The sequence below is a fragment of the Mycobacterium avium subsp. avium genome, from assembly GCF_009741445.1.
Classification (GTDB): Bacteria; Actinomycetota; Actinomycetes; order Mycobacteriales; family Mycobacteriaceae; genus Mycobacterium; species Mycobacterium avium.
This window is the reverse complement of the sequence record NZ_CP046507.1, coordinates 3,330,766-3,349,607: the sequence shown is the minus strand read 5'-3', so window position 1 is coordinate 3,349,607 and position 18,842 is coordinate 3,330,766. Positions and strand designations below refer to the sequence as shown.

Genomic DNA, 18,842 nt, shown 5'->3' with positions numbered 1-18,842 from the left:
GATGAGGTTGCGAATCCCCGTGGTCGGCCTCGGTCTGACCGCGCTAGCCAAGGCGACCGTCAGCTAATCGACGATTAGCTGAACGCGGCGACAAATCGGTGCCCGCGGGCCCGGCGCAACCGAGCGGTCCCGGAATGCATGGGACGATGGTGGGGCGGAAGTTGGTGCAGGCGAGTTTTAGGGGAGCTCAGGAAAGCATGGTGTCGCCGAGGCGTTGGATGCGCGCGGCCGCCGTGATCGGCGCGACCGCGATCGTGCTGGCCTCCAGCTGCACCTGGCAGCTCAGCCTGTTCATCCCCGACGGGGTCCCGCCGCCGGCCGGCGACCCGGTGCCCCCGGTGGACACCCACGCCAGCGGTCGACCCGCGGATCAGTTGCACGACTGGGCCGCGCAGCGCGCGGCCGGATTGGAGATCCCGGTCATCGCGCTCGAGGCCTACGCATACGCGGCGCGGGTCGCCGAGGTCGAGAACCCGAAGTGCCACATCGCCTGGACCACGCTGGCCGGCATCGGGCAGGTCGAGAGCCACCACGGCACCTACCGCGGCGCGCGGCTGGCGCCCAACGGCGATGTGAGCCCCCCGATTCGGGGTGTCCGCCTGGACGGCAGCGGCGGCACGCTGCGCATCGTCGACAACGACGAGGACGTCACGGACGAGGACGGCGTGACGCGCGCGATGGGGCCGATGCAGTTCATCCCGGAGACCTGGCGGCTCTACGCTGTCGACGCTCACAACGACGGCCGGGTCAGCCCGGACAACATCGACGACGCCGCGCTTGCCGCGGCGGGTTATCTGTGTTGGCGCGGAAAGGATCTCGCCACACCGCGGGGGTGGATCACCGCGCTGCGCGCCTACAACAACTCCGGTGTCTACGCCCGGGCGGTGCGCGATTGGGCGACCGCTTACGCCAAAGGTCACCCGCTGTAGCAGGATGTATCGCTGACGACGAGTGCACGCACCGGCTACGGATACAAGGAGAACTCAGTGCCGATTATCGAGCAGGTCGGGGCCCGCGAGATCCTCGACTCCCGCGGTAACCCGACAGTCGAGGTCGAGATCGCCCTGACCGACGGAACGTTCGCCCGCGCGGCGGTGCCGTCCGGGGCGTCGACCGGTGAGCACGAGGCTGTCGAACTGCGCGACGGCGGGGAGCGGTACGGCGGCAAGGGCGTGCAGAAGGCGGTGCAGGCCGTGCTGGACGAGATCGGCCCGGCGGTGATCGGGCTGAACGCCGACGACCAGCGCCTGGTGGACCAGGCGCTCGTCGACCTGGACGGCACCCCGGACAAGTCGAGGCTGGGCGGCAACGCGATCCTGGGCGTGTCGCTGGCCGTGGCCAAGGCGGCCGCCGATTCCGCGGAGTTGCCGCTGTTCCGCTACCTGGGCGGGCCCAACGCGCACATCCTGCCGGTGCCGATGATGAACATCCTCAACGGCGGTGCGCACGCCGACACCGCCGTCGACATCCAGGAGTTCATGGTCGCCCCGATCGGCGCGCCGAGTTTCGCCGAGGCATTGCGCTGGGGTGCGGAGGTGTATCACTCGCTGAAGTCGGTGCTGAAGAAGGAGGGCCTGAGCACCGGCCTGGGCGACGAGGGCGGCTTCGCCCCCGACGTGGCGGGCACCACCGCGGCGCTGGACCTGATCGGCCGGGCCATCGAATCGGCCGGCTTCAAACTCGGCACCGACGTGGCGCTGGCCCTCGACGCGGCGGCCACCGAGTTCTACAGCGACGGCACCGGCTACAAGTTCGAGGGCAGCACCCGCACCGCCGAGCAGATGGCCGAGTTCTACGCCGGGCTGCTCGGCGCGTATCCGTTGGTGTCCATCGAAGACCCGCTGTCCGAAGATGATTGGGACGGCTGGGCGGCGCTGACCGCGTCGATCGGCGACCGGGTGCAGCTCGTCGGCGACGACGTCTTCGTCACGAACCCCGAACGCCTGGAAGAGGGTATCGAGAAGGGCGTCGCAAATGCGTTGCTGGTCAAGGTGAATCAGATCGGCACGCTGACCGAGACGCTGGACGCCGTCGCGCTGGCCCACCACAGCGGCTACCGCACGATGATGAGCCACCGCAGCGGTGAAACCGAGGACACCACGATCGCCGACCTGGCGGTGGCCGTCGGCAGCGGGCAGATCAAGACCGGAGCGCCGGCCCGCAGCGAGCGGGTGGCCAAGTACAACCAGCTGCTGCGGATCGAGGAGGCGCTCGGCGACGCCGCGCGTTACGCCGGCGACCTGGCCTTCCCGCGGTTCGCGTTGGAGACCAGATAGCTTGCCCGCCAAGCCCGATCCGAAGCGCCGCTCCCCGGCATCGCGGCCGGGGAAAGCCGGCGATTCGGTTCGGCGCCGTCGCGCGGCCAAGCCGTCGCAGACCGTCACCGCCCGCAAGACCGCCCGGGCGCAGCACGAGCCGGCGGTCGAACCCATCGTGCGGCAGGCCGCCGAGTCGGTGGAGCAGCGCTCCGAGCAGCGGCTGGGTTTCACCGCCCGGCGCGCGGCGGTGCTGGCCGCGGTGATCTGCGTGCTGACGTTGACCATCGCCGGGCCGGTGCGCACCTATTTCGCCCAGCGCACCGAGATGAATCAGCTGGCCGCCAGCGAGGCGGCGCTGCGTCGCCAGATCGCCGACTTGGAGCAGCGCAAGGCCAAACTCGCCGACCCGGCCTATATCGCGGCCCAGGCCCGCGAGCGGCTCGGCTTCGTCAAACCCGGCGACATCCCGTTCCAGGTTCAGCTTCCGCCGACCGCCGCCGAACCCACCCAGCCGGGATCGCCGTCGGCGAAGCCGGTCAACAACGACCCGTGGTACACCTCGCTGTGGCACACCATCGCCGATGCTCCGCACCTGCCGCCGGCCAATCCTGCTGTCCCGCAAGCTCCGCCGGCCGAACCGGGTCCGCCCGGTCCGGTTCCGCCGCCCGCGCCGAATCCCGCGGGTCCCGGTGGTTGATCGCGCCGACCTGGATGCGGTGGCGCGTCAACTCGGGCGTGAACCGCGCGGGGTGCTCGCCATCGCCTACCGGTGTCCCAACGGCGAACCCGGTGTGGTGAAGACCGCGCCGAAACTCCCTGACGGAACACCGTTTCCGACGCTGTACTACCTGACGCATCCCGCGCTGACGGCGGCCGCGAGCAGGTTGGAGACGACGGGGTTGATGCGGGAGATGACCGAGCGGCTGAGTCAGGACGCGGAATTGGCGGCCGCGTACCGGCGTGCCCACGAGTCGTATCTGGCCGAACGGGACGCGATCGAACCCCTGGGCACCACGTTTTCGGCCGGCGGCATGCCGGACCGGGTCAAGTGCCTGCACGTGCTGATCGCTCATTCGCTGGCCAAGGGGCCGGGCGTGAATCCCTTTGGGGACCAGGCGTTGTCGATCCTGGCCGCCGATCCCGCGCTGGCCGGAGTTTTACAGGAGGGCCGATGGTGACCGGCAGGCTCGCGGGAATCGACTGCGGCACCAACTCGATCCGGTTGCTGATCGCCGACGTGCGCGACGGCCGGCTGCGCGACGTGCACCGGGAGACCCGGATCGTGCGGTTGGGTCAGGGTGTGGACGCGACCGGGGAGTTCGCGCCGGAGGCCATCGCGCGCACCCGCGCGGCGCTGAGCGACTACGCGGATCTGCTGAAACAACATGGTGTGCAGCGGGTTCGGATGGTCGCCACGTCGGCCGCCCGGGACGTCGGCAACCGGGCCGACTTCTTTTCCATGACGGCCGACGTGCTGGGCGCGGTGCTGCCCGGTGCGGTGGCCGAAGTGATCACCGGCGCCGACGAGGCCGAGCTGTCGTTCCGAGGGGCGGTCGGCGAATTGGACAGTGCGGCTGGTCCTTTCGTGGTCGTTGACCTGGGCGGCGGGTCGACGGAGATCGTGGTCGGCGGCAGTGACGGGGTGACGGCGAGCCACTCGGCCGACATCGGCTGCGTGCGGTTGACCGAGCGATGCCTGCATTCCGACCCGCCGACGCCCGAGGAGGTGGCGCTGGCCCGTCAGGTGGTGCGCGAACGGCTCGAGGTCGCGCTGGGGGTGGTGCCCGTGGAAGGGGCGCGAACCTGGGTCGGGGTGGCCGGGACGATGACCACGCTGTCGGCGCTGGCTCACGATTTGCCGGCGTATGATTCTGCGGCCATTCATCTTTCGCGGGTGAGCGGGCGGGATCTGCTGGCGGTGTGCGAACGGCTGATCGGCATGACGCGGGTCCAGCGCGCGGCGCTGCCGCCGATGCATGCGGGGCGGGCCGACGTGATCGCCGGAGGCGCGGTCGTGGTGGAGGAACTGGCGCGGGAGTTCCGTGCCCGCGCGGGCATCGACGAGCTGACGGTCAGCGAGCACGACATCCTGGACGGCATCGTGCTGTCCATCGCGGGGTAGGCCACTTCGGTCACGGGCGTCTCCGCTGGAGGTCCCTCACGGACGTCCCCGCTGGAGGTCCCTCACGGACGTCCCCGCTGGAGGTCCCTCACGGACGTCTCCGCTCGATGTCCCTCACGGACGTCCCCGCTCGATGTCCCTCACGGACGTCCCCGCGGGAGGCGAGGTGTTAAGTGCCCGCCTCTGAGCGACAACCGGGGATGTCACACCCGTGTGGGACGGTTCGGCGATGAATCGACTACTACTCAAGGGCATAGAGCTGCGCTATGTGCTGGCGATGCAGTTGGCCGTGCACGGACCGGCCGACATCGGCGAGCTGATCAAAGCGCTTGACTGGCATGGCTTTTGCGTGCAGGGCCGGCCGTCGAAGGCGGTGTCGGATGCGCTGCGTTGGGAGATCGTGCATGGGCGGGTACGCCGGCTCGGCCGGGGCCGATACGGCCCGGGCGGCATGCCGCGCTCCACCGAACACCGAATCCATCAGCGTGTCTTGGCCCTGCGTGAGGCGGCCCGTTGTCGCTGTGAGGCGGGCACTTAACCGATTGCCCGGCGCGGGGACGCGAGTGGCCGGTGGGGCTGGCGAGGCGGTAGTGCCGGCCGCAGCCCCGCACCGCAATCGCCTCGCTCACGCCTCGAATCGATACCCCATGCCCGATTCGGTCAGCAGGTGTTTGGGGTGCGACGGGTCGTTTTCCAGCTTGCGGCGCAGCTGCGCGAGATACACACGCAGGTAATGGGTTTCGGTGGCATACGCCGGCCCCCAGACCTCCTTGAGCAGCTCCTCGCGGCCGACCAGCTTGCCCCGATTGCGGACCAGCACCTCGAGCATGCCCCACTCGGTGGGGGTGAGGTGCACCTCGCTGCCGTTCTTGGTGACCTTCTTGGCGGCCAGGTCGACGGTGAACGACTCCGTTTCGACGACCGGCTGTTCCATCTCGGAGGCCGCGGTGTTGCGGCGCACCGCCGCCCGCAGCCGAGCCAGGAACTCGTCCATCCCAAAGGGTTTGGTGACGTAATCGTCGGCCCCGGCGTCCAGCGCTTCGACCTTGTCCGACGAATCGGTGCGGGCGGACAACACGATCACCGGCGCGGTGAGCCAACCGCGCAGCCCCGCCAGCACGTCGATCCCGGAGATGTCCGGCAGCCCGAGGTCGAGGATCACCACGTCGGGTTTGTGCTCGGCGGCGGCCCGCAACGCGCCCGCGCCGGTCGACGCGGTGACCACCTCGTACCCGCGCACCGACAGGTTGATGCGCAGCGCGCGCAGGATCTGCGGCTCGTCGTCGATCACCAAAACTCTGGTCATCTGCGCCGCTCCTCAGCATCGCTGCGCTCTGCATCGTCGCCGGCGCGCGTCATGCGGCGCCTTCGGATTGCGGCGCAGCCATATCCACCATCACCGTGAGCCCGCCGCCGGGAGTGTCGGTGGCCGTGATCGTCCCCCCCATCGCCTCGACGAAGCCGCGCGCCACCGACATGCCCAACCCCACCCCGGTGGTGTTGTCGTGATCGCCGAGCCGCTGAAACGCTTCGAAGATCTGTTCCTCGGCGCCATGCGGTATCCCGGGCCCTTCGTCGATGACGTTGATCAGCACCCGATCGCCGACCTGCCCGGCGTTGACCCGCACCACACAGTTGGGCGCGTAGCGCAGCGCGTTGTCGATCAGGTTGGCCAGCACCCGCTCCAGCAGCCCGGCGTCGGCCATCACCATGGCATCGCCCACATCGACCTTGACCCTATCGATCGCGGAGCGGAAGAAGCCGGTGGCGCCCTTGCCGATGCTGACCAGCGCGCGTTGCACGGCCTCCTCCAGATACACCCGGCGCAGATCGGGGTGAATCGCCCCGGCGGCCAGCCGCGACGAATCGAGCAGGTTGCCCACCAGCGCGGTCAGCTGGTCGATCGACTCCTCGATGGTGGCCAGCAACTCCGCGGTGTCGGTGGGGGAGAAGGCGACATCCTCGGCACGCAGGCTGGAGACCGCCACCTTGGCCGCCGCCAGCGGGGTGCGCAGGTCGTGGCTGACCGCTGACAACAGCGAGCGGCGCAGCTCGTCGGCCCGCACGATCGCCTCGGTGCGGCTGGCCTCCTCGGCGAGTTCGCGCTGCCGGATCAGCCCCGCCGCCTGCCGGGCCACGGCGCTGAGCACCCGGCGGTCCCGCGCGGACAGCTTGCGGCCCGCCAGCAACATCTGAAATTCGCTGGAATCGGGGCCGCCCACCTCGATCGCGGTGTCCGCGGCGTCGACGCTGACACAGGGATCCCGGCCCACGCAGGCAACCACCTGGGTCTTGGTGCCGCCGGCCCGCGCGTCCTCCGACTCGCGCAGCATGCTGACCGACCGCTGGGCGTAGGTCTCGCGCACCCGCTCCAGCAGCGTCTCCAGATCGGCGCCGCGCAGCACCGAACCCGCGAACAGCGTCAGCAGCTCGGCCTCCTGGGAAGCGCGCCGGGCCTCCCGGGTGCGCTTGGCCGCGAAGTCGACCAGCACCGCGACCGCCACCGCGATCAGCAGCAGCACCAATTCGGTGATGGCACTGTTGGGTTCGGCGATGGTGAAGCTGTGCCGCGGGGCGATCAGGTAATAGTTCAGCAGCAGCCCGGACAGCACCGCCGAAAGTGCCGCCGGCGCAATGCCTCCCAGCAGGCCCACCAGCAGCACCCCGACGAAGAACAGCGCGCTCTCGCCGCCGGTGTCCAGGTAGGGGTCCAGCCACGTGACGGTGACCGCGCAGATGACCGACGGCACGATCAGCGCCGCCAGCCAGGACGCCACCCGCCGCTCCCGCGGCGCCAGCGAGGACGCCCGGAAGCCGCGTTTGGATTCCTCGTGGGTGACCAGGTGCACGTCGATCTTGCCGGACAATTCGACGATCCGGGGGCCGATCCCCTCCTCGAACAGCCGCGCCCAGCGGGACCGCCGCGAGGTGCCGATCACCAGCTGGGTGGCGTTCATCTCGCGGGCGAACTCGAGCAGGGCCGCGGGCACCTCGTCGCCGACGATGGTGTGCAGCGACGCGTCCAGGCTGCTGGCCAGCTCCCGGATCTTGGCCATCCGCGATTCCGACAGGCCGGCCAGCCCGTCGCCCCGGATGACGTGCACCACCATCAGTTCGGCGCTGGACTTCGACGCGATGCGCGACGCCCGTCGCACCAACGTCTCCGATTCCGGACCGCCGGTGACCGCCACCACGACCCGCTCGCGGGCCTCCCACGTGTCGGTGATCTTGTTCTCGGCGCGGTATTTGGCCAGCGCCGTGTCGACCTGGTCGGCCAGCCACAGCAGCGCCAGTTCCCTTAGCGCGGTGAGGTTTCCACGCCGGAAGTAGTTGGACAGCGCCGCATCGATCCGATCCGGCGCATAGACATTCCCATGAGACAGCCTGCGCCGCAACGCTTCCGGTGTGATGTCGATGAGCTCGACCTGCGAGGCCTGGCGGACGACCGAATCCGGCACGGTCTCTTTCTGCTCGATGCCGGTGATCTGGGCGACGACGTCGTTGAGGCTTTCCAGGTGCTGCACGTTGACGGTGGAGATCACCGTGATCCCGGCGTCCAGAAGCTCCTCGACGTCCTGCCACCGCTTGGGGTTCTTGCTGCCCGGGGTGTTGGTGTGTGCGAGTTCGTCGACCAACACCACCTGGGGGTGACGGGCCAGCACGGCCGGCACGTCGAGTTCGGGGAAGCGGCCGCCCCGGTATTCGATGTAGCGCGGCGGAATGATCTCGATGCCCTCAAGCAGCTCAGCGGTTTTCGCGCGCCCGTGGGTCTCCACCACCCCGGCCACCAGATCCGTGCCGCGCTCCAGCCGCCGATGTGCCTCACCCAGCATCGAATACGTCTTGCCCACCCCCGGGGCCGCACCCAGATAGATGCGTAGTTCCCCGCGCTTGGGATGGTGGTCGCGGACGTCGGTCACGTCAACCATCATCCCCCCTCGCCGCTAGCTGGTGACCGGATAGCGGTGGTCGAGTTGCAGATTTAGCTGCAGCACGTTGACGCACGGTTCACCGAAAAAGCCCAACGCGCGCCCGCTGCTGTTCTGCGCCACCAGCTCCCGGATCTGCTCCGGGCGGACGTGGCGCACCTTGGCCACCCGCGCCACCTGGATGTCGGCGTAGGCGGGCGAGATGTTCGGGTCCAGGCCGCTGCCGCCGGCGGTGACCGCGTCGGCGGGCACGGCCGGGGCCGCCGGTGCCGCTCCGCGGATGGGCACGATCTGGCCGAGCGAATAGTCCTCCCCGGTCTTGGCGCATTCGACGCGCACCCCCTCGTAGAGGCTCACGAACGGTGTCGGGGTCGATTCGCACGGTTCGTTGACGCTGACCACCCGGGCCGGGTGGGTGACGTTGCCGCGCTCGTCGCGCGGCCCGATCACCGACAGCACCGCCCCCACACCGCCGCCGGTGCAGAACGGCCGCGACCCGTCGACGCCCTCCAGTTCGGCGACGGCGGCGCTGCGCGAGCACACCGTGGTCAGCAGGCCGGGTTTGCCGGGTGCGTCGACGATGCTCTCCGGCCCCAGGTTGCTGCCGCCGCTGGAGGTCGGGTCGTAGCCGGTGCCGGCCGCCGAGGGGCGACTCTGAAAGTACTGCGGCAACGGGTTGCCGTCCTTGTCGGTGAACAGCTGGCCGATCAGTCTGCTGCCCACCGGCTTGCCGTTGGCGGTCAGGATCGACCCCTCGGCGTGGTCGCGTAATCCGGGGAACTGCGCCACCACCCAGACGAGCAGCGGATAGGCCAGGCCGGTGATCACGGTCAGCACCAGCAGCGCCCGCAACGCCGCCCAGTGCAGGCGAATGAAGTTCGACAGTGTCATGTCAGGACATCCCGGGGACGAATTGGACGATCAGGTCGATCGCCTTGATTCCGATGAACGGGGCGACGATGCCGCCCAGGCCGTAGATATACAGGTTGCGGCTCAACAGCTTTGACGCGCTGCTTGGCGTGTACCGCACACCGCGCAGCGACAGCGGGATCAGCAGCACGATGATGATCGCGTTGAAGATCACCGCCGACAGGATCGCCGACTGCGGGCTGTGCAGCCGCATCACGTTGATCAGATCCAGGCCGGGGAACAGCGCGACGAACATCGCCGGGATGATCGCGAAGTACTTGGCGATGTCGTTGGCGATCGAGAAGGTGGTCAGCGCCCCGCGGGTGATCAGCAATTGCTTGCCGATCTCGACGATCTCGATGAGCTTGGTGGGGTCGGAGTCGAGATCGACCATGTTGCCGGCCTCTTTGGCCGCCGACGTGCCGGTGTTCATCGCCACCCCCACGTCGGCCTGGGCCAGGGCGGGCGCGTCGTTGGTGCCGTCGCCGGTCATCGCCACCAGCTTGCCGCCGGCCTGCTCCCGCTTGATCAATTGAAGCTTGTCCTCGGGGGTGGCCTCGGCGAGGAAGTCGTCGACGCCGGCCTCGTCGGCAATTGCCTTGGCGGTCAACGGATTATCGCCGGTGATCATCACCGTCCGGATGCCCATCCGCCGCATCTCGTCGAACCGTTCCCGCATGCCCTGCTTCACCACGTCCTTGAGGTGGATGACACCGAGCACCCGTGCCCGGCCGTCGACGCTCTCGCCGACGACCAGTGGTGTGCCGCCGCCGGCGGAGATGCCGTCCACGATCTCGCCGAGCTGGTGCGGGACGCTGCCGCGTTGGCTGCGTACCCATTCGGCTACCGAACTGGCCGCGCCCTTGCGCAGGGAGTGCCCGTCCAGGTCGACCCCCGACATCCGGGTGGTGGCCGAGAACGCCACCCACTGCGCCTGGGACAGCTCGCCGGGGGTGCGCGCCCGCAACCCGAAGTGCTGCTTGGCGAACACCACAACCGAACGGCCCTCGGGTGTTTCGTCGGCCAGGCTGGACAGCTGCGCGGCGTCGGCCAACTCCTCGGGGGGCACGCCGGCCAGCGGGATGAAGGCGGCGGCCTGCCGGTTGCCCAGCGTGATGGTGCCGGTTTTGTCCAGCAGCAGGGTGTTGACATCACCGGCAGCCTCCACCGCCCGCCCCGACATGGCGAGCACGTTGCGCTGCACCAGCCGGTCCATGCCGGCGATGCCGATGGCCGACAGCAGCGCCCCGATGGTGGTCGGGATCAGGCACACCAGCAGCGACACCATCACGATGCCGGTGACGCCACTTGTGTTGAGCGCCTGGGTATCCGGGACGCCCGGGTTGTTCACCTTCGAGTAGATGGCCAGCGGCTGCAACGTGGCGACGGCGAACACGAAGATGATCGTCAGCGCGGCCAGCAGGATGTTCAGCGCGATCTCGTTGGGTGTCTTCTGCCGGTTGGCGCCCTCGACGAGGGCGATCATCCGGTCGATGAAGCTTTCGCCCGGCTTCTGGGTGATCTGCACGACGATGCGGTCGCTGAGCACGGTGGTGCCGCCGGTGACCGCCGATCGGTCCCCGCCGGACTCGCGGACCACCGGTGCGGACTCGCCGGTGATGGCCGATTCGTCCACCGACGCAATGCCTTCCACCACATCACCGTCGCCGGGGATCACCTGCCCGGCCTCCACCACGACGATGTCGCCCTGTTGCAGCGCGGTGGCGGCGACGGCCTCCTCGATCCCGGTCGAGCCGGGCGCCCAGTCGCGCAGGCGCCGCGCCATGGTCTGGGTTTTGGCCCGGCGCAGGGTTTCTGCCTGGGCCTTGCCCCGGCCCTCGGCCACCGCCTCGGCGAGGTTGGCGAACAGTACGGTGAGCCACAGCCAGATCACGGTCAGCCAGGCGAACCAGGTCGGGCCGACGATCGCCAACACCGTGCTCCACGCCGCGCCGATTTCGACGATGAACATCACCGGGTTGCGCCACAGCGTGCGCGGGTCGAGTTTGCGCAGCGCGTCCGGGGTAGAGCGCCACAGCATCTTCGGGTCGAGCAGGCCGCCCTGCACCCGCTTGGTGCCGGCCGACGGCGCCGGATGCGCCTGCTCGGCCGGGTCGATCGCGGTCACGGTCATCAGTGGATTCCTTCGGCGAGAGGCCCGAGCGCGAGCATGGGCAGGAACGTGAGGGCGACGACGATCAGCGTGACGCCCGCGACCATGCCGACGAACTGGGGCCGGTGGGTGGGCAGGGTGCCCGCCGAGTCCGGGGTGCTGCCCTGCCTGGCCAGCGAGCCGGCCAGCGCCAGCACCAGCACGATGGGCAGGAACCGGCCGAACGCCATGGCCAGGCCCAGGGCCGTGTTGTACCACTCGGTGTTGGCGCTCAGTCCGGCGAAGGCCGACCCGTTGTTGTTGGCCGCCGAGGTGAACGCGTACAACACCTCCGACAAACCGTGCGGACCGCTGTTGGCCATGCCGGCGCGTTCACCGGGCAGCGCCATCGCGATCGCGGTGCCGGTCAGCACGATCAGCGGCGTGACCAGGAAATAGCTTGCAGCGAGCTTGATTTCGCGCGGGTTGATCTTCTTGCCCAGGTACTCCGGGGTGCGCCCGACCATCAGCCCGGCCACGAACACCGTGATCACCGCGAGCACCAGCATGCCGTACAGGCCCGAGCCGGTGCCGCCGGGCGCCACCTCACCCAGCTGCATATTGAACATGGTGATCATGCCGCCGAGGCTGGTGAGCGAGTCGTGCGCGGAGTCCACCGCGCCGGTGGAGGTGAGCGTCGTCGCCGCGGCGAACACGCCCGAGTCGGGGACGCCGAACCGCTGTTCGACGCCCTCCATCGCCGCGCCGACCGCGCTGGGCACCGTGCCGTGATGCTGCAGCTGGAACCACAGCATGAAGCCGGTGCTCAGCAGGTACAGCGACGCCATCACCGACGCAATCGCGTAGCCCTGCTTGGGGTTACCCACCATCCGCCCGAAGGTGCGGGGCAACGAGAAGCCGATCACCAGGATCAGGAAGATCTCCAGCCAGTTGGTCCAGGCGGTCGGATTCTCGAACGGGTGCGCGGAATTGGCGTTGTAGAAGCCGCCGCCGTTGGTGCCGAGTTCCTTGATCACCTCCTGGCTGGCCACCGGGCCGCCGGGGATGGTCTGTGCGGTGCCGCCCAGCGTGGTGACGACCTGGTCGTGCAGATGGAAGTTCTGGATCGCCCCACCGGCGACCAGCAGCACGGCGCCGACGATCGAAATAGGCAGCAGGATGCGCAGCGTCCCGCGCACCAGGTCGACCCAGAAGTTGCCCAGCTCGCCGGTGCGCCGGCGGGCGAACCCGCGCACCAGGGCGACGGCCACCGCCATGCCGACGGCCGCCGAGACGAAGTTCTGCACCGCCAAGCCGGCCATCTGCACCAGGTGGCCCTGGGTGGTTTCCCCCGAGTACGCCTGCCAATTGGTGTTGGTGACGAAGCTGACCGCGGTGTTCCACGCCAGCGAGGGCGTCATCTTGGTGGCCGGGTCATGCAGGTGCAGCGGTAGTTTGCCCTGCACCAGCTGCAGCACGAACAGGAAAATGATGCTGACCGAGGAGAACGCCAACACACCGCGGGCGTAGGCGCCCCAGGTCTGTTCCGAGCGCGCGTCGACGCCGATGAGCCGATAGATCGTTCGCTCGGCGGCGAGGTCCCTGTCGGTCGTGTAGACACGAAACATGTAGTCGCCCAAGGGAACATGGACCACGACCAACGCCGCGACGAGGACGGCGAGAAAGATCAGTCCCGCGGTTGTGCTGCTCACTTAGAACCTCTCCGGGAACAACAGCGCGCCCGCGAGAAAGAGCGCGATGAGAATGGAAAGCACCAAGCCGACCGTGTTTTGGTAGTTCATAGCCGTTCGACCAGCTTCTGGGCCACGCCGAGCGCCGCGAACACCGCCACGGTCAGCACCAGATACACCGCCACGCCCATCCTGTCTCCGTTCCGCGCCGATCACCTGCATACGAAAAGGGCTCCGTCGAGCCGGCCCGAAGCGGGGCTCTCGAGGCGAAGTCAGCTTGAAATTAATCGGGCCCGGGCTGCCAGGGCCTTTGGTTGACGGTTTCCTAACGGGGCCGTAGTGCACCTTTACGGTTTGTTAACGCCCCTTGCGGCGGGGCCGTCAAAGACCCGCTGCACCAAGGGTTCCCGGTCCGTCGATCAGCGGGAGCCGGACCCGGAACACCGTCCTGCCCGCGGTGGATTCGACGCCCACCGAGCCGTGGTGGGCCTTGACGATCGAGCTGACGATGGCCAGCCCCAGCCCGTGGCCCGAGCCGTCGGACCTCGACTTGTCGGCCCGGACGAACCGCTCGAACAGGTTGGGCAGCAGGTCCGCGTCGATGCCGGGGCCGTCGTCGGTGACGGTCAGCTCGGCGAACGGCGCCTCGCGGCCGCCGCGGTGACAGCGGATCGCGGTCGTCACCGTGACCCCGGGCGGGGTGTGCACGCGGGCGTTGCCGAGCAGATTGCTGACCAACTGATGCAGCCGGGCCTGGTCGCCGCGCACCCATACCGGTTCGTCCGGCAGGTCTTTGACCCAGTGGTGGGCGGGGGCGGCCACCATCGCGTCGTTCACCGCGTCGCTGACCACCTCGGTCAAGTCGACGTCCTCGGACTGCAGGTCCTGGCCCTCACCCAGCCGGGAAAGCAGCAGCAGCTCGTCGACCAGGAGCGCCATCCGCCGCGCCTCGGACTCGATGCGGGCCAGCGCGTATTCGGTGGTGGGCGGCAGCGCCGAGCTGTCCTGACGGGTCAGTTCGGCGTAGCCCTGAATGGCGGCCAGCGGTGTCCGGAGCTCATGGCTGGCGTCGGTAATGAATTGGCGCATCCGCAGATCGGAGTCGACCCGATGCGCCAGGGCGCTATCCACGTTGTCCAGCAACCGATTCAGCGCATGCCCGACGATCCCGACCTCGTTTTGCGGGTCGGTGTCCTGCGGTTGCACCCGGACCGTGATCCGGTGGTCGTCGTCGGTGAGCGGCATCGCGGCGACGTGGGCGGCGATCGCCGCCAGCCGGCGCAGCGGGCGCAGCGTGTAGCCGACCACCCACACCGTCAGCCCGGCGGTGAGCAGCAGCGCCGATGCGGTCAGCGCCACGGTGGTGAGTTGTTTGCGCGCGATGATCCGGTCGGCCAGGTTGTGTGACACCCCGACCACCAGCACGTCCGAGCCGTTCACGGTGCTGTTGACCCGGTACGGCCCCAGCCTGCCCAGGATTTCGGTGCGCGGCGGGCTGTCCTTCCACGACTGGGCGGCGAGGTCGCGGACGACGTCGGGGGGTGCGGGCCGGGGTTCGTCCTCGGAGAAGACCGCCGAGCCGATCACGGCGCCGTTGCGCAGCACCGCGATCAGGTTCCCCGGCGTCTGGCCGGTGAATTCCAGGATGGCCTGTTGGATCGGCGGGGTGCCCGGATGTGGCGAAACATGTTCGCCGTTGCGGTATTTGGTGTACTGGTGGCTGAACGCGTCCAACGATTCGGCGGCGTCGGCGTCGCTCATGGCGTTGACGTAGCCGCGCAGGCTCAACACCGAGACGAAGCCGACCGTCACCAGCACCACGCTGACCACCGCCAGCACGCCGAACAGCAGTTGGCGGCGCAGCGAGGAGGGAAACCACCGGGGAAATCCCCCGGATGCGGTGTCGCGGTCTCGGGTCATTCCGCCGGCCGCAGCATGTATCCGACACCGCGGACGGTGTGGATCATCGGCTCGCGGCCGGAGTCGATCTTCTTCCTCAGGTACGAGATGTACAGGTCCACGATGCTGGTGCGCCCGGCGAAGTCGTAGTTCCACACCCGGTCCAGGATCTCGGTGCGGCTGAGCGCGCGGCGGGGGTTGCGCATCAAAAAGCGCAGCAGCTCGAACTCGGTGGACGACAACGATACCGGTGTGTCGCCGCGGGTGACCTCGCGGCTGGCGGTGTCCACCACCAGGTCGCCGACCTTGAGGGTTTCGGCGGTCGGGGCGGGCTGCTGGCTGGCGCGGCGCAACAGCCCGCGCAGCCGGGCGACCAGCTCCTCGAGGCTGAACGGTTTGGTCATGTAGTCGTCGGCGCCCGCGGTGAGGCCGGTCACCCGGTCCATCACCGAGTCGCGCGCGGTGAGGAAAAGCGTTGGCGTGTAGGCGTCGGACTGGCGAACCCGCTCCAGGATCCGCAGGCCGTCCACGTCGGGCAGCATGATGTCGAGCACCAGCACGTCGGGGGCCGCCCGGTCGAACTTGGCCATGGCCTCGCGTCCGTTGTGGGCGATGTCGACCACCCAGCCCTCGTAGTGCAGCGCCATCTTCACCAGGTTGGTCAGCGCCGGCTCGTCGTCGACCAGCAAAACCCTGATCGGTGACCCGTCGGCGCGGTAGATCCTGGGCAACTGCCCCAGGATGGCCTGGCGTGGCCGCTGCGCGGCTGATTGTCCCGACATTACGGTCATGCTCCTACATTCTGGCGACGCACACATAGGACTGTCACCGAGTTCATAGAGTTCTCAAATGTGGGAGCCGGGGTGTCGCGGCCGGCGCGGCTATTTCCGCGCGGCGGCGACCGGATCTAAAAGCCTTGCCGCACAGGCGTATTAGTGTGCTCTACCGACGAAAAACGGGGCCGCGCACCAGGCGCGGCCCCGTTTGTTTCGAGACGGTTGTCAGGCCCAGCTGGACCCGACGGCGCTGTCGGTGCTGGCCATGTTGCTGCCCGCGGTCTGGACCTTCTGGCCGTGGGCGTTGGCCTGCTCGTAGATCACCTGGAAGTTGCGACCCAACTGGGTGATGAACTCCTGGCAGGCCACCGAACCGGCACCGCCCCAGAAGTCACCGGCAGCCAGCACATCACGAATGATGGCCTGGTGCTCGGCCTCCAGGGACGCGGCCTGGGCGCGGATGAGCGCACCGTGGGCGTCGACATCGCCGAACTGGTAGTTGATGCTCATAGCGATTGCTCCTTAAAAGTGTTGGACGGCAGCAGTTCTGGGCTAGCTGCTGAGGATCTGCTGCGAAGCCTGCTCTTGCTGCTCGTAGTTGTTGGCGTCGCGGATCAGCCCGTCACGCACCCCGTGCAGCATGTTGACGATGTTGCGGAAGGCCTGGTTGACCTGACCCATCGTGTCGTACGAGGTCGCCTGGGCCTGACCACTCCAGCCCGCACCGGCGATGTTCATCGACGACGCCCACATCTTGCGGGCCTCGTCCTCCACGGTCTGGGCGTGCACCTCGAAGCGGCCCGCCATCGCCCGCATTTCGTGCGGGTCAGTCATAAAACGTGTTGCCATCTCGGCTGTCTCCTATCTTGAAGCTTCAGTTCGCCGAAGTCTTAACAGTTGTAATTGATGCGGTGGTGGCCGCGTTGGAAATAGATTACGGCCTGCCGGTTAATTGCTCGCCTCAAACGGGTGACATCTACCCCCTTATTCGCCTTATCCGCGGTCTCATCGTTAGACGACGACCTGTTTGGGCATGACGATCGGCTTGAAGCCGTACCGGGGTCCGCTGCCGTAGGCGCCGGCGCCCTTGGCCGCGGCCGCCGCCCCCGGCATGCCGGGCATCGCGGTGACCGGCTCGGCCTCGGAGGCGACGGTCCAGCCCGAGCCCTCCAGCGGGGCGGCCGACGAGGCCAGCGATGTGGCCGGCGCGGCCGCCGACCAGCTGGCGGGCACCGACAGCCCGCCCACCGCGGACGCCTCGCCCACCGCCGCCGACGCACCGGCGCCCGTCACCGAGCCCACCATCATGCCCGGCGTGATGGCCGCTCCCGCCGCCGGCGCAACCGAGTCGGTGAGCGAGAACGGGATCGCCGGCACGGTCCCCAGGGTCTTGCCCAGCGACACCGCGTTCGGGATGGTGGCACAGACCCACCAGGCTGCGGTGTTGATCGCGCCGTTGGTCGCGTTGAGGAACGACGGGGTGCCCAGCAGATCGTCGATGGACTGCAGCAGGCCGTCGGTGGGGGGCGACGTGATCAGCGACGAGAGGTCCAGACCCGCCGTCTGCGCCGTGCTGTTCGTCGCGTCGAAGGCGACGGCGCCGTTGTCAACGGCCGCGGCCGCTCCGGGGTTGGTGGTCGAGGTCAGCGGCGTCACCGGCTGCAGCACTCCGGCGGCCGCCGAGGCCGCCTGGTAGGTGGCCATCATGGTGGCGTCCTGCACCCACATCTCGGCGTACTGCGCTTCGGTCGCCGCGATGGCCGCCGAGTTGACACCCAGGAAGTTGGTCGCCACCAGCGTTGCCAGCAACGACCGGTTGGCGGCGATCACCGGCGGCGGCACCGTCGCGGCGAACGCCGCTTCGTAGGCGGCCGCCGACGCGGTGGCCTGCGCGCTGGCCTGCTCGAGCGCGGCCGCCGTGGTGGTCAGGTAGGACACGATGGGCTGCGCCGCGGCCGCCGCCGCGGCCGACCCGCCGCCCGTCCACTGTTCGGTGGTCAGCAGCGAGATGATCGACTCCCATTGGCTGGCGGTGCTGCTCACCTCGGCGGACAGGTTGGCGTACGCCGTCGCCGCCGCCATCAGCGGGCCCGAGCCCGCGCCGGCGTACATGAGCGCCGAGGTGATTTCCGGTGGAACCGCCGCAAAGTCAAGAACCATTTTGTGTATCCCGCTCCTCGAATCGGTTGAAAACTGTTGCCTGGGTTGCCTAGACCGTCGCCGGCTTGGGCATGACGATCGGTTTGACGCCGTAGCGTGGCGCCCCGAAACCGGCGCTGTTGCGCGCCATGGTCCCCACCCCGGGCATGCCCGGCACCACCGTGCCGACGCCGGCCTGCGGAGCTGCGGCGGTCCAGCCCACCGTTTGCAGCGGCGCGCTGCTGGAACCGACCACCGGGGTGGCGCCGGCCCAACTCGGTGGCACGGACAGTTTGCTGACGGTGGTCGCCTGGCCCATCGCGGCGGCCGGCATCGCACCCATGCCCGCCACGCCACCGACACCGGCCCCGCCCACGCCGGTTTCCACCGGTGCGGTCGAGGTGGCCAGGTCGGCGCCGGCGGCGGCGTCGGCGCCGGAGGTGTCCAGCAGCCCACCACCGGCCAGGCCGAGCAGGTTCGAGGTGGCCGACGCCCAGTTGCCGATACCGATGTTGCCGATGTTGGCGCCGTTGCTCGACAGGCCGAACATGCCGCCCAGACCGCCGCTGGACTGGCCGTTGAAGCCCAGCAGCCACGCCAAGATGTCGATCGGGTTGGAGCCGGTGGCCGCGCTGGCGGTGGGGTCCGCGGCGCTCAGCGCCTGCATCGCGGTCTGGCTGGCGTTGACGGCCTCGGTGTCGCCGTAGCTGTTGGAACTGATGCCCAGGGTCTGCGAATACTGTTCCAGCAGCGTCTGCGCCTCGGACGCGATCGCCTGGTACTGGGTGCCGTAGGCCGAGAAGATGGCCGCCTGCTGGGCTGACACCGGGTCGGCGGCGGCGGGGGCGATGGCGGTCGTCGCCGAGGCCGCGCCGGCGTTTTGCGCCGCGAGATTGCTGTTGATCCCACTGAGCAGCGCCTCGGCGGCTAACATCTCCTCAGTCGTTGTCGTCAGAAATGACATCCATTGCTCCTCGTGCTCAAGCTGGCCGACCCCCGGTGTGGATCGACCCGTGCGCTCGCCTCG

The 18,842-nt window shown here is 68.9% G+C and carries 19 protein-coding genes; 6 read left to right on the top strand and 13 right to left on the bottom strand.

Translation table 11 applies throughout. The features are described from left to right. Positions 1-200 precede the first annotated feature (200 nt). The 6 genes from MAA44156_RS15450 (at position 201) to MAA44156_RS15425 (ending at position 4,918) form a co-directional block, all read left to right on the top strand. A complete protein-coding gene (locus MAA44156_RS15450; protein ID WP_009975285.1) occupies positions 201-929 on the top strand; it encodes a lytic transglycosylase domain-containing protein in 729 nt (242 codons plus the stop codon). 57 nt (positions 930-986) lie between these two features. Next, positions 987-2,276 (top strand): phosphopyruvate hydratase, encoded by a 1,290-nt coding sequence (eno, locus tag MAA44156_RS15445; protein WP_003877542.1) that lies wholly within the window; start codon positions 987-989, stop codon positions 2,274-2,276. 1 nt (position 2,277) lies between these two features. Next, positions 2,278-2,955 carry an FtsB family cell division protein gene (locus MAA44156_RS15440; RefSeq protein WP_009975284.1) on the top strand — a complete coding sequence of 226 codons (678 nt, stop codon included), beginning with the start codon at positions 2,278-2,280 and terminating at the stop codon, positions 2,953-2,955. Continuing rightward, on the top strand, positions 2,948-3,436 hold the full coding sequence (locus tag MAA44156_RS15435) for a DUF501 domain-containing protein (protein WP_003872730.1): 489 nt from the start codon (positions 2,948-2,950) through the stop codon (positions 3,434-3,436). The genes MAA44156_RS15440 and MAA44156_RS15435 overlap by 8 nt, the downstream gene beginning before the upstream one ends. Next, on the top strand, positions 3,430-4,380 hold the full coding sequence (locus MAA44156_RS15430; RefSeq protein WP_029248396.1) for a Ppx/GppA phosphatase family protein: 951 nt from the start codon (positions 3,430-3,432) through the stop codon (positions 4,378-4,380). Before MAA44156_RS15435 ends, MAA44156_RS15430 begins: the two co-directional genes overlap by 7 nt. A gap of 211 nt (positions 4,381-4,591) precedes the next feature. Continuing rightward, entirely contained in the window at positions 4,592-4,918 is a 327-nt protein-coding gene (locus MAA44156_RS15425) for a hypothetical protein (protein WP_003877544.1), read from the top strand. Between the two features lie 87 nt (positions 4,919-5,005). On the opposite strand, the gene MAA44156_RS15420 is transcribed toward MAA44156_RS15425, so the two are convergent. The 13 genes from MAA44156_RS15420 to MAA44156_RS15360 all read right to left on the bottom strand — a co-directional run bounded on the left by MAA44156_RS15420 (position 5,006) and on the right by MAA44156_RS15360 (position 18,779). Then, positions 5,006-5,686 carry a response regulator gene (locus MAA44156_RS15420; protein WP_003877545.1) on the bottom strand — a complete coding sequence of 227 codons (681 nt, stop codon included), beginning with the start codon at positions 5,684-5,686 and terminating at the stop codon, positions 5,006-5,008. A gap of 49 nt (positions 5,687-5,735) precedes the next feature. Further along, positions 5,736-8,312, bottom strand: a complete 2,577-nt coding sequence (locus MAA44156_RS15415; protein ID WP_009975281.1) for an ATP-binding protein — start codon at positions 8,310-8,312, stop codon at positions 5,736-5,738. A gap of 12 nt (positions 8,313-8,324) precedes the next feature. Continuing rightward, the gene (locus MAA44156_RS15410; protein ID WP_009975280.1) at positions 8,325-9,200 is read right to left on the bottom strand and encodes a potassium-transporting ATPase subunit C; all 876 of its coding nucleotides are present in this window, start codon (positions 9,198-9,200) and stop codon (positions 8,325-8,327) included. A 1-nt stretch (position 9,201) separates the two neighbouring features. Further along, positions 9,202-11,352, bottom strand: a complete 2,151-nt coding sequence (gene kdpB / locus MAA44156_RS15405; RefSeq protein WP_009975279.1) for a potassium-transporting ATPase subunit KdpB — start codon at positions 11,350-11,352, stop codon at positions 9,202-9,204. Next, positions 11,352-13,022: a potassium-transporting ATPase subunit KdpA gene (gene kdpA / locus MAA44156_RS15400; RefSeq protein ID WP_009975278.1), complete on the bottom strand. Its 1,671-nt coding sequence runs from the start codon at positions 13,020-13,022 to the stop codon at positions 11,352-11,354. Before kdpA ends, kdpB begins: the two co-directional genes overlap by 1 nt. Continuing rightward, positions 13,023-13,112, bottom strand: a complete 90-nt coding sequence (locus MAA44156_RS23595; protein ID WP_003872722.1) for a hypothetical protein — start codon at positions 13,110-13,112, stop codon at positions 13,023-13,025. It abuts the gene before it with no gap. After that, the gene (locus MAA44156_RS23590) at positions 13,109-13,192 is read right to left on the bottom strand and encodes a hypothetical protein (RefSeq protein WP_011723982.1); all 84 of its coding nucleotides are present in this window, start codon (positions 13,190-13,192) and stop codon (positions 13,109-13,111) included. The genes MAA44156_RS23595 and MAA44156_RS23590 overlap by 4 nt, the downstream gene beginning before the upstream one ends. A gap of 190 nt (positions 13,193-13,382) precedes the next feature. After that, the gene (locus MAA44156_RS15385; protein WP_009975277.1) at positions 13,383-14,921 is read right to left on the bottom strand and encodes a sensor histidine kinase; all 1,539 of its coding nucleotides are present in this window, start codon (positions 14,919-14,921) and stop codon (positions 13,383-13,385) included. Continuing rightward, positions 14,918-15,691, bottom strand: a complete 774-nt coding sequence (locus MAA44156_RS15380; RefSeq protein WP_009975275.1) for a response regulator transcription factor — start codon at positions 15,689-15,691, stop codon at positions 14,918-14,920. The genes MAA44156_RS15385 and MAA44156_RS15380 overlap by 4 nt, the downstream gene beginning before the upstream one ends. Before the next feature lie 210 nt (positions 15,692-15,901). Beyond that, complete coding sequence (locus tag MAA44156_RS15375) at positions 15,902-16,186, bottom strand: WXG100 family type VII secretion target (RefSeq protein WP_003874405.1); 285 nt, start codon at positions 16,184-16,186, stop codon at positions 15,902-15,904. A 42-nt stretch (positions 16,187-16,228) separates the two neighbouring features. After that, positions 16,229-16,525, bottom strand: a complete 297-nt coding sequence (locus tag MAA44156_RS15370) for a WXG100 family type VII secretion target (protein ID WP_003874404.1) — start codon at positions 16,523-16,525, stop codon at positions 16,229-16,231. Between the two features lie 162 nt (positions 16,526-16,687). Further along, positions 16,688-17,836 carry a PPE family protein gene (locus tag MAA44156_RS15365; RefSeq protein ID WP_003877554.1) on the bottom strand — a complete coding sequence of 383 codons (1,149 nt, stop codon included), beginning with the start codon at positions 17,834-17,836 and terminating at the stop codon, positions 16,688-16,690. A gap of 49 nt (positions 17,837-17,885) precedes the next feature. Next, on the bottom strand, positions 17,886-18,779 hold the full coding sequence (locus tag MAA44156_RS15360) for a PPE family protein, SVP subgroup (protein ID WP_024637733.1): 894 nt from the start codon (positions 18,777-18,779) through the stop codon (positions 17,886-17,888). Positions 18,780-18,842 lie beyond the last annotated feature (63 nt).

Excerpts from the sequence above, each read along its gene's own strand:
- MAA44156_RS15370 (WP_003874404.1), bottom strand. The coding sequence starts at position 16,525 with ATGGCAACACGTTTTATGACTGACCCGCACGAAATGCGGGCGATGGCG.
- MAA44156_RS15415 (WP_009975281.1), bottom strand. The coding sequence starts at position 8,312 with ATGATGGTTGACGTGACCGACGTCCGCGACCACCATCCCAAGCGCGGG.
- kdpB (WP_009975279.1), bottom strand. The coding sequence starts at position 11,352 with ATGACCGTGACCGCGATCGACCCGGCCGAGCAGGCGCATCCGGCGCCG.
- MAA44156_RS15360 (WP_024637733.1), bottom strand. The coding sequence starts at position 18,779 with ATGTCATTTCTGACGACAACGACTGAGGAGATGTTAGCCGCCGAGGCG.
- MAA44156_RS15375 (WP_003874405.1), bottom strand. The coding sequence starts at position 16,186 with ATGAGCATCAACTACCAGTTCGGCGATGTCGACGCCCACGGTGCGCTC.
- MAA44156_RS15420 (WP_003877545.1), bottom strand. The coding sequence starts at position 5,686 with ATGACCAGAGTTTTGGTGATCGACGACGAGCCGCAGATCCTGCGCGCG.
- MAA44156_RS15410 (WP_009975280.1), bottom strand. The coding sequence starts at position 9,200 with ATGACACTGTCGAACTTCATTCGCCTGCACTGGGCGGCGTTGCGGGCG.
- MAA44156_RS23595 (WP_003872722.1), bottom strand. The coding sequence starts at position 13,112 with ATGAACTACCAAAACACGGTCGGCTTGGTGCTTTCCATTCTCATCGCG.
- MAA44156_RS15380 (WP_009975275.1), bottom strand. The coding sequence starts at position 15,691 with ATGACCGTAATGTCGGGACAATCAGCCGCGCAGCGGCCACGCCAGGCC.
- MAA44156_RS15365 (WP_003877554.1), bottom strand. The coding sequence starts at position 17,836 with ATGGTTCTTGACTTTGCGGCGGTTCCACCGGAAATCACCTCGGCGCTC.
- MAA44156_RS23590 (WP_011723982.1), bottom strand. The coding sequence starts at position 13,192 with ATGGGCGTGGCGGTGTATCTGGTGCTGACCGTGGCGGTGTTCGCGGCG.
- MAA44156_RS15430 (WP_029248396.1), top strand. The coding sequence starts at position 3,430 with ATGGTGACCGGCAGGCTCGCGGGAATCGACTGCGGCACCAACTCGATC.
- MAA44156_RS15385 (WP_009975277.1), bottom strand. The coding sequence starts at position 14,921 with ATGACCCGAGACCGCGACACCGCATCCGGGGGATTTCCCCGGTGGTTT.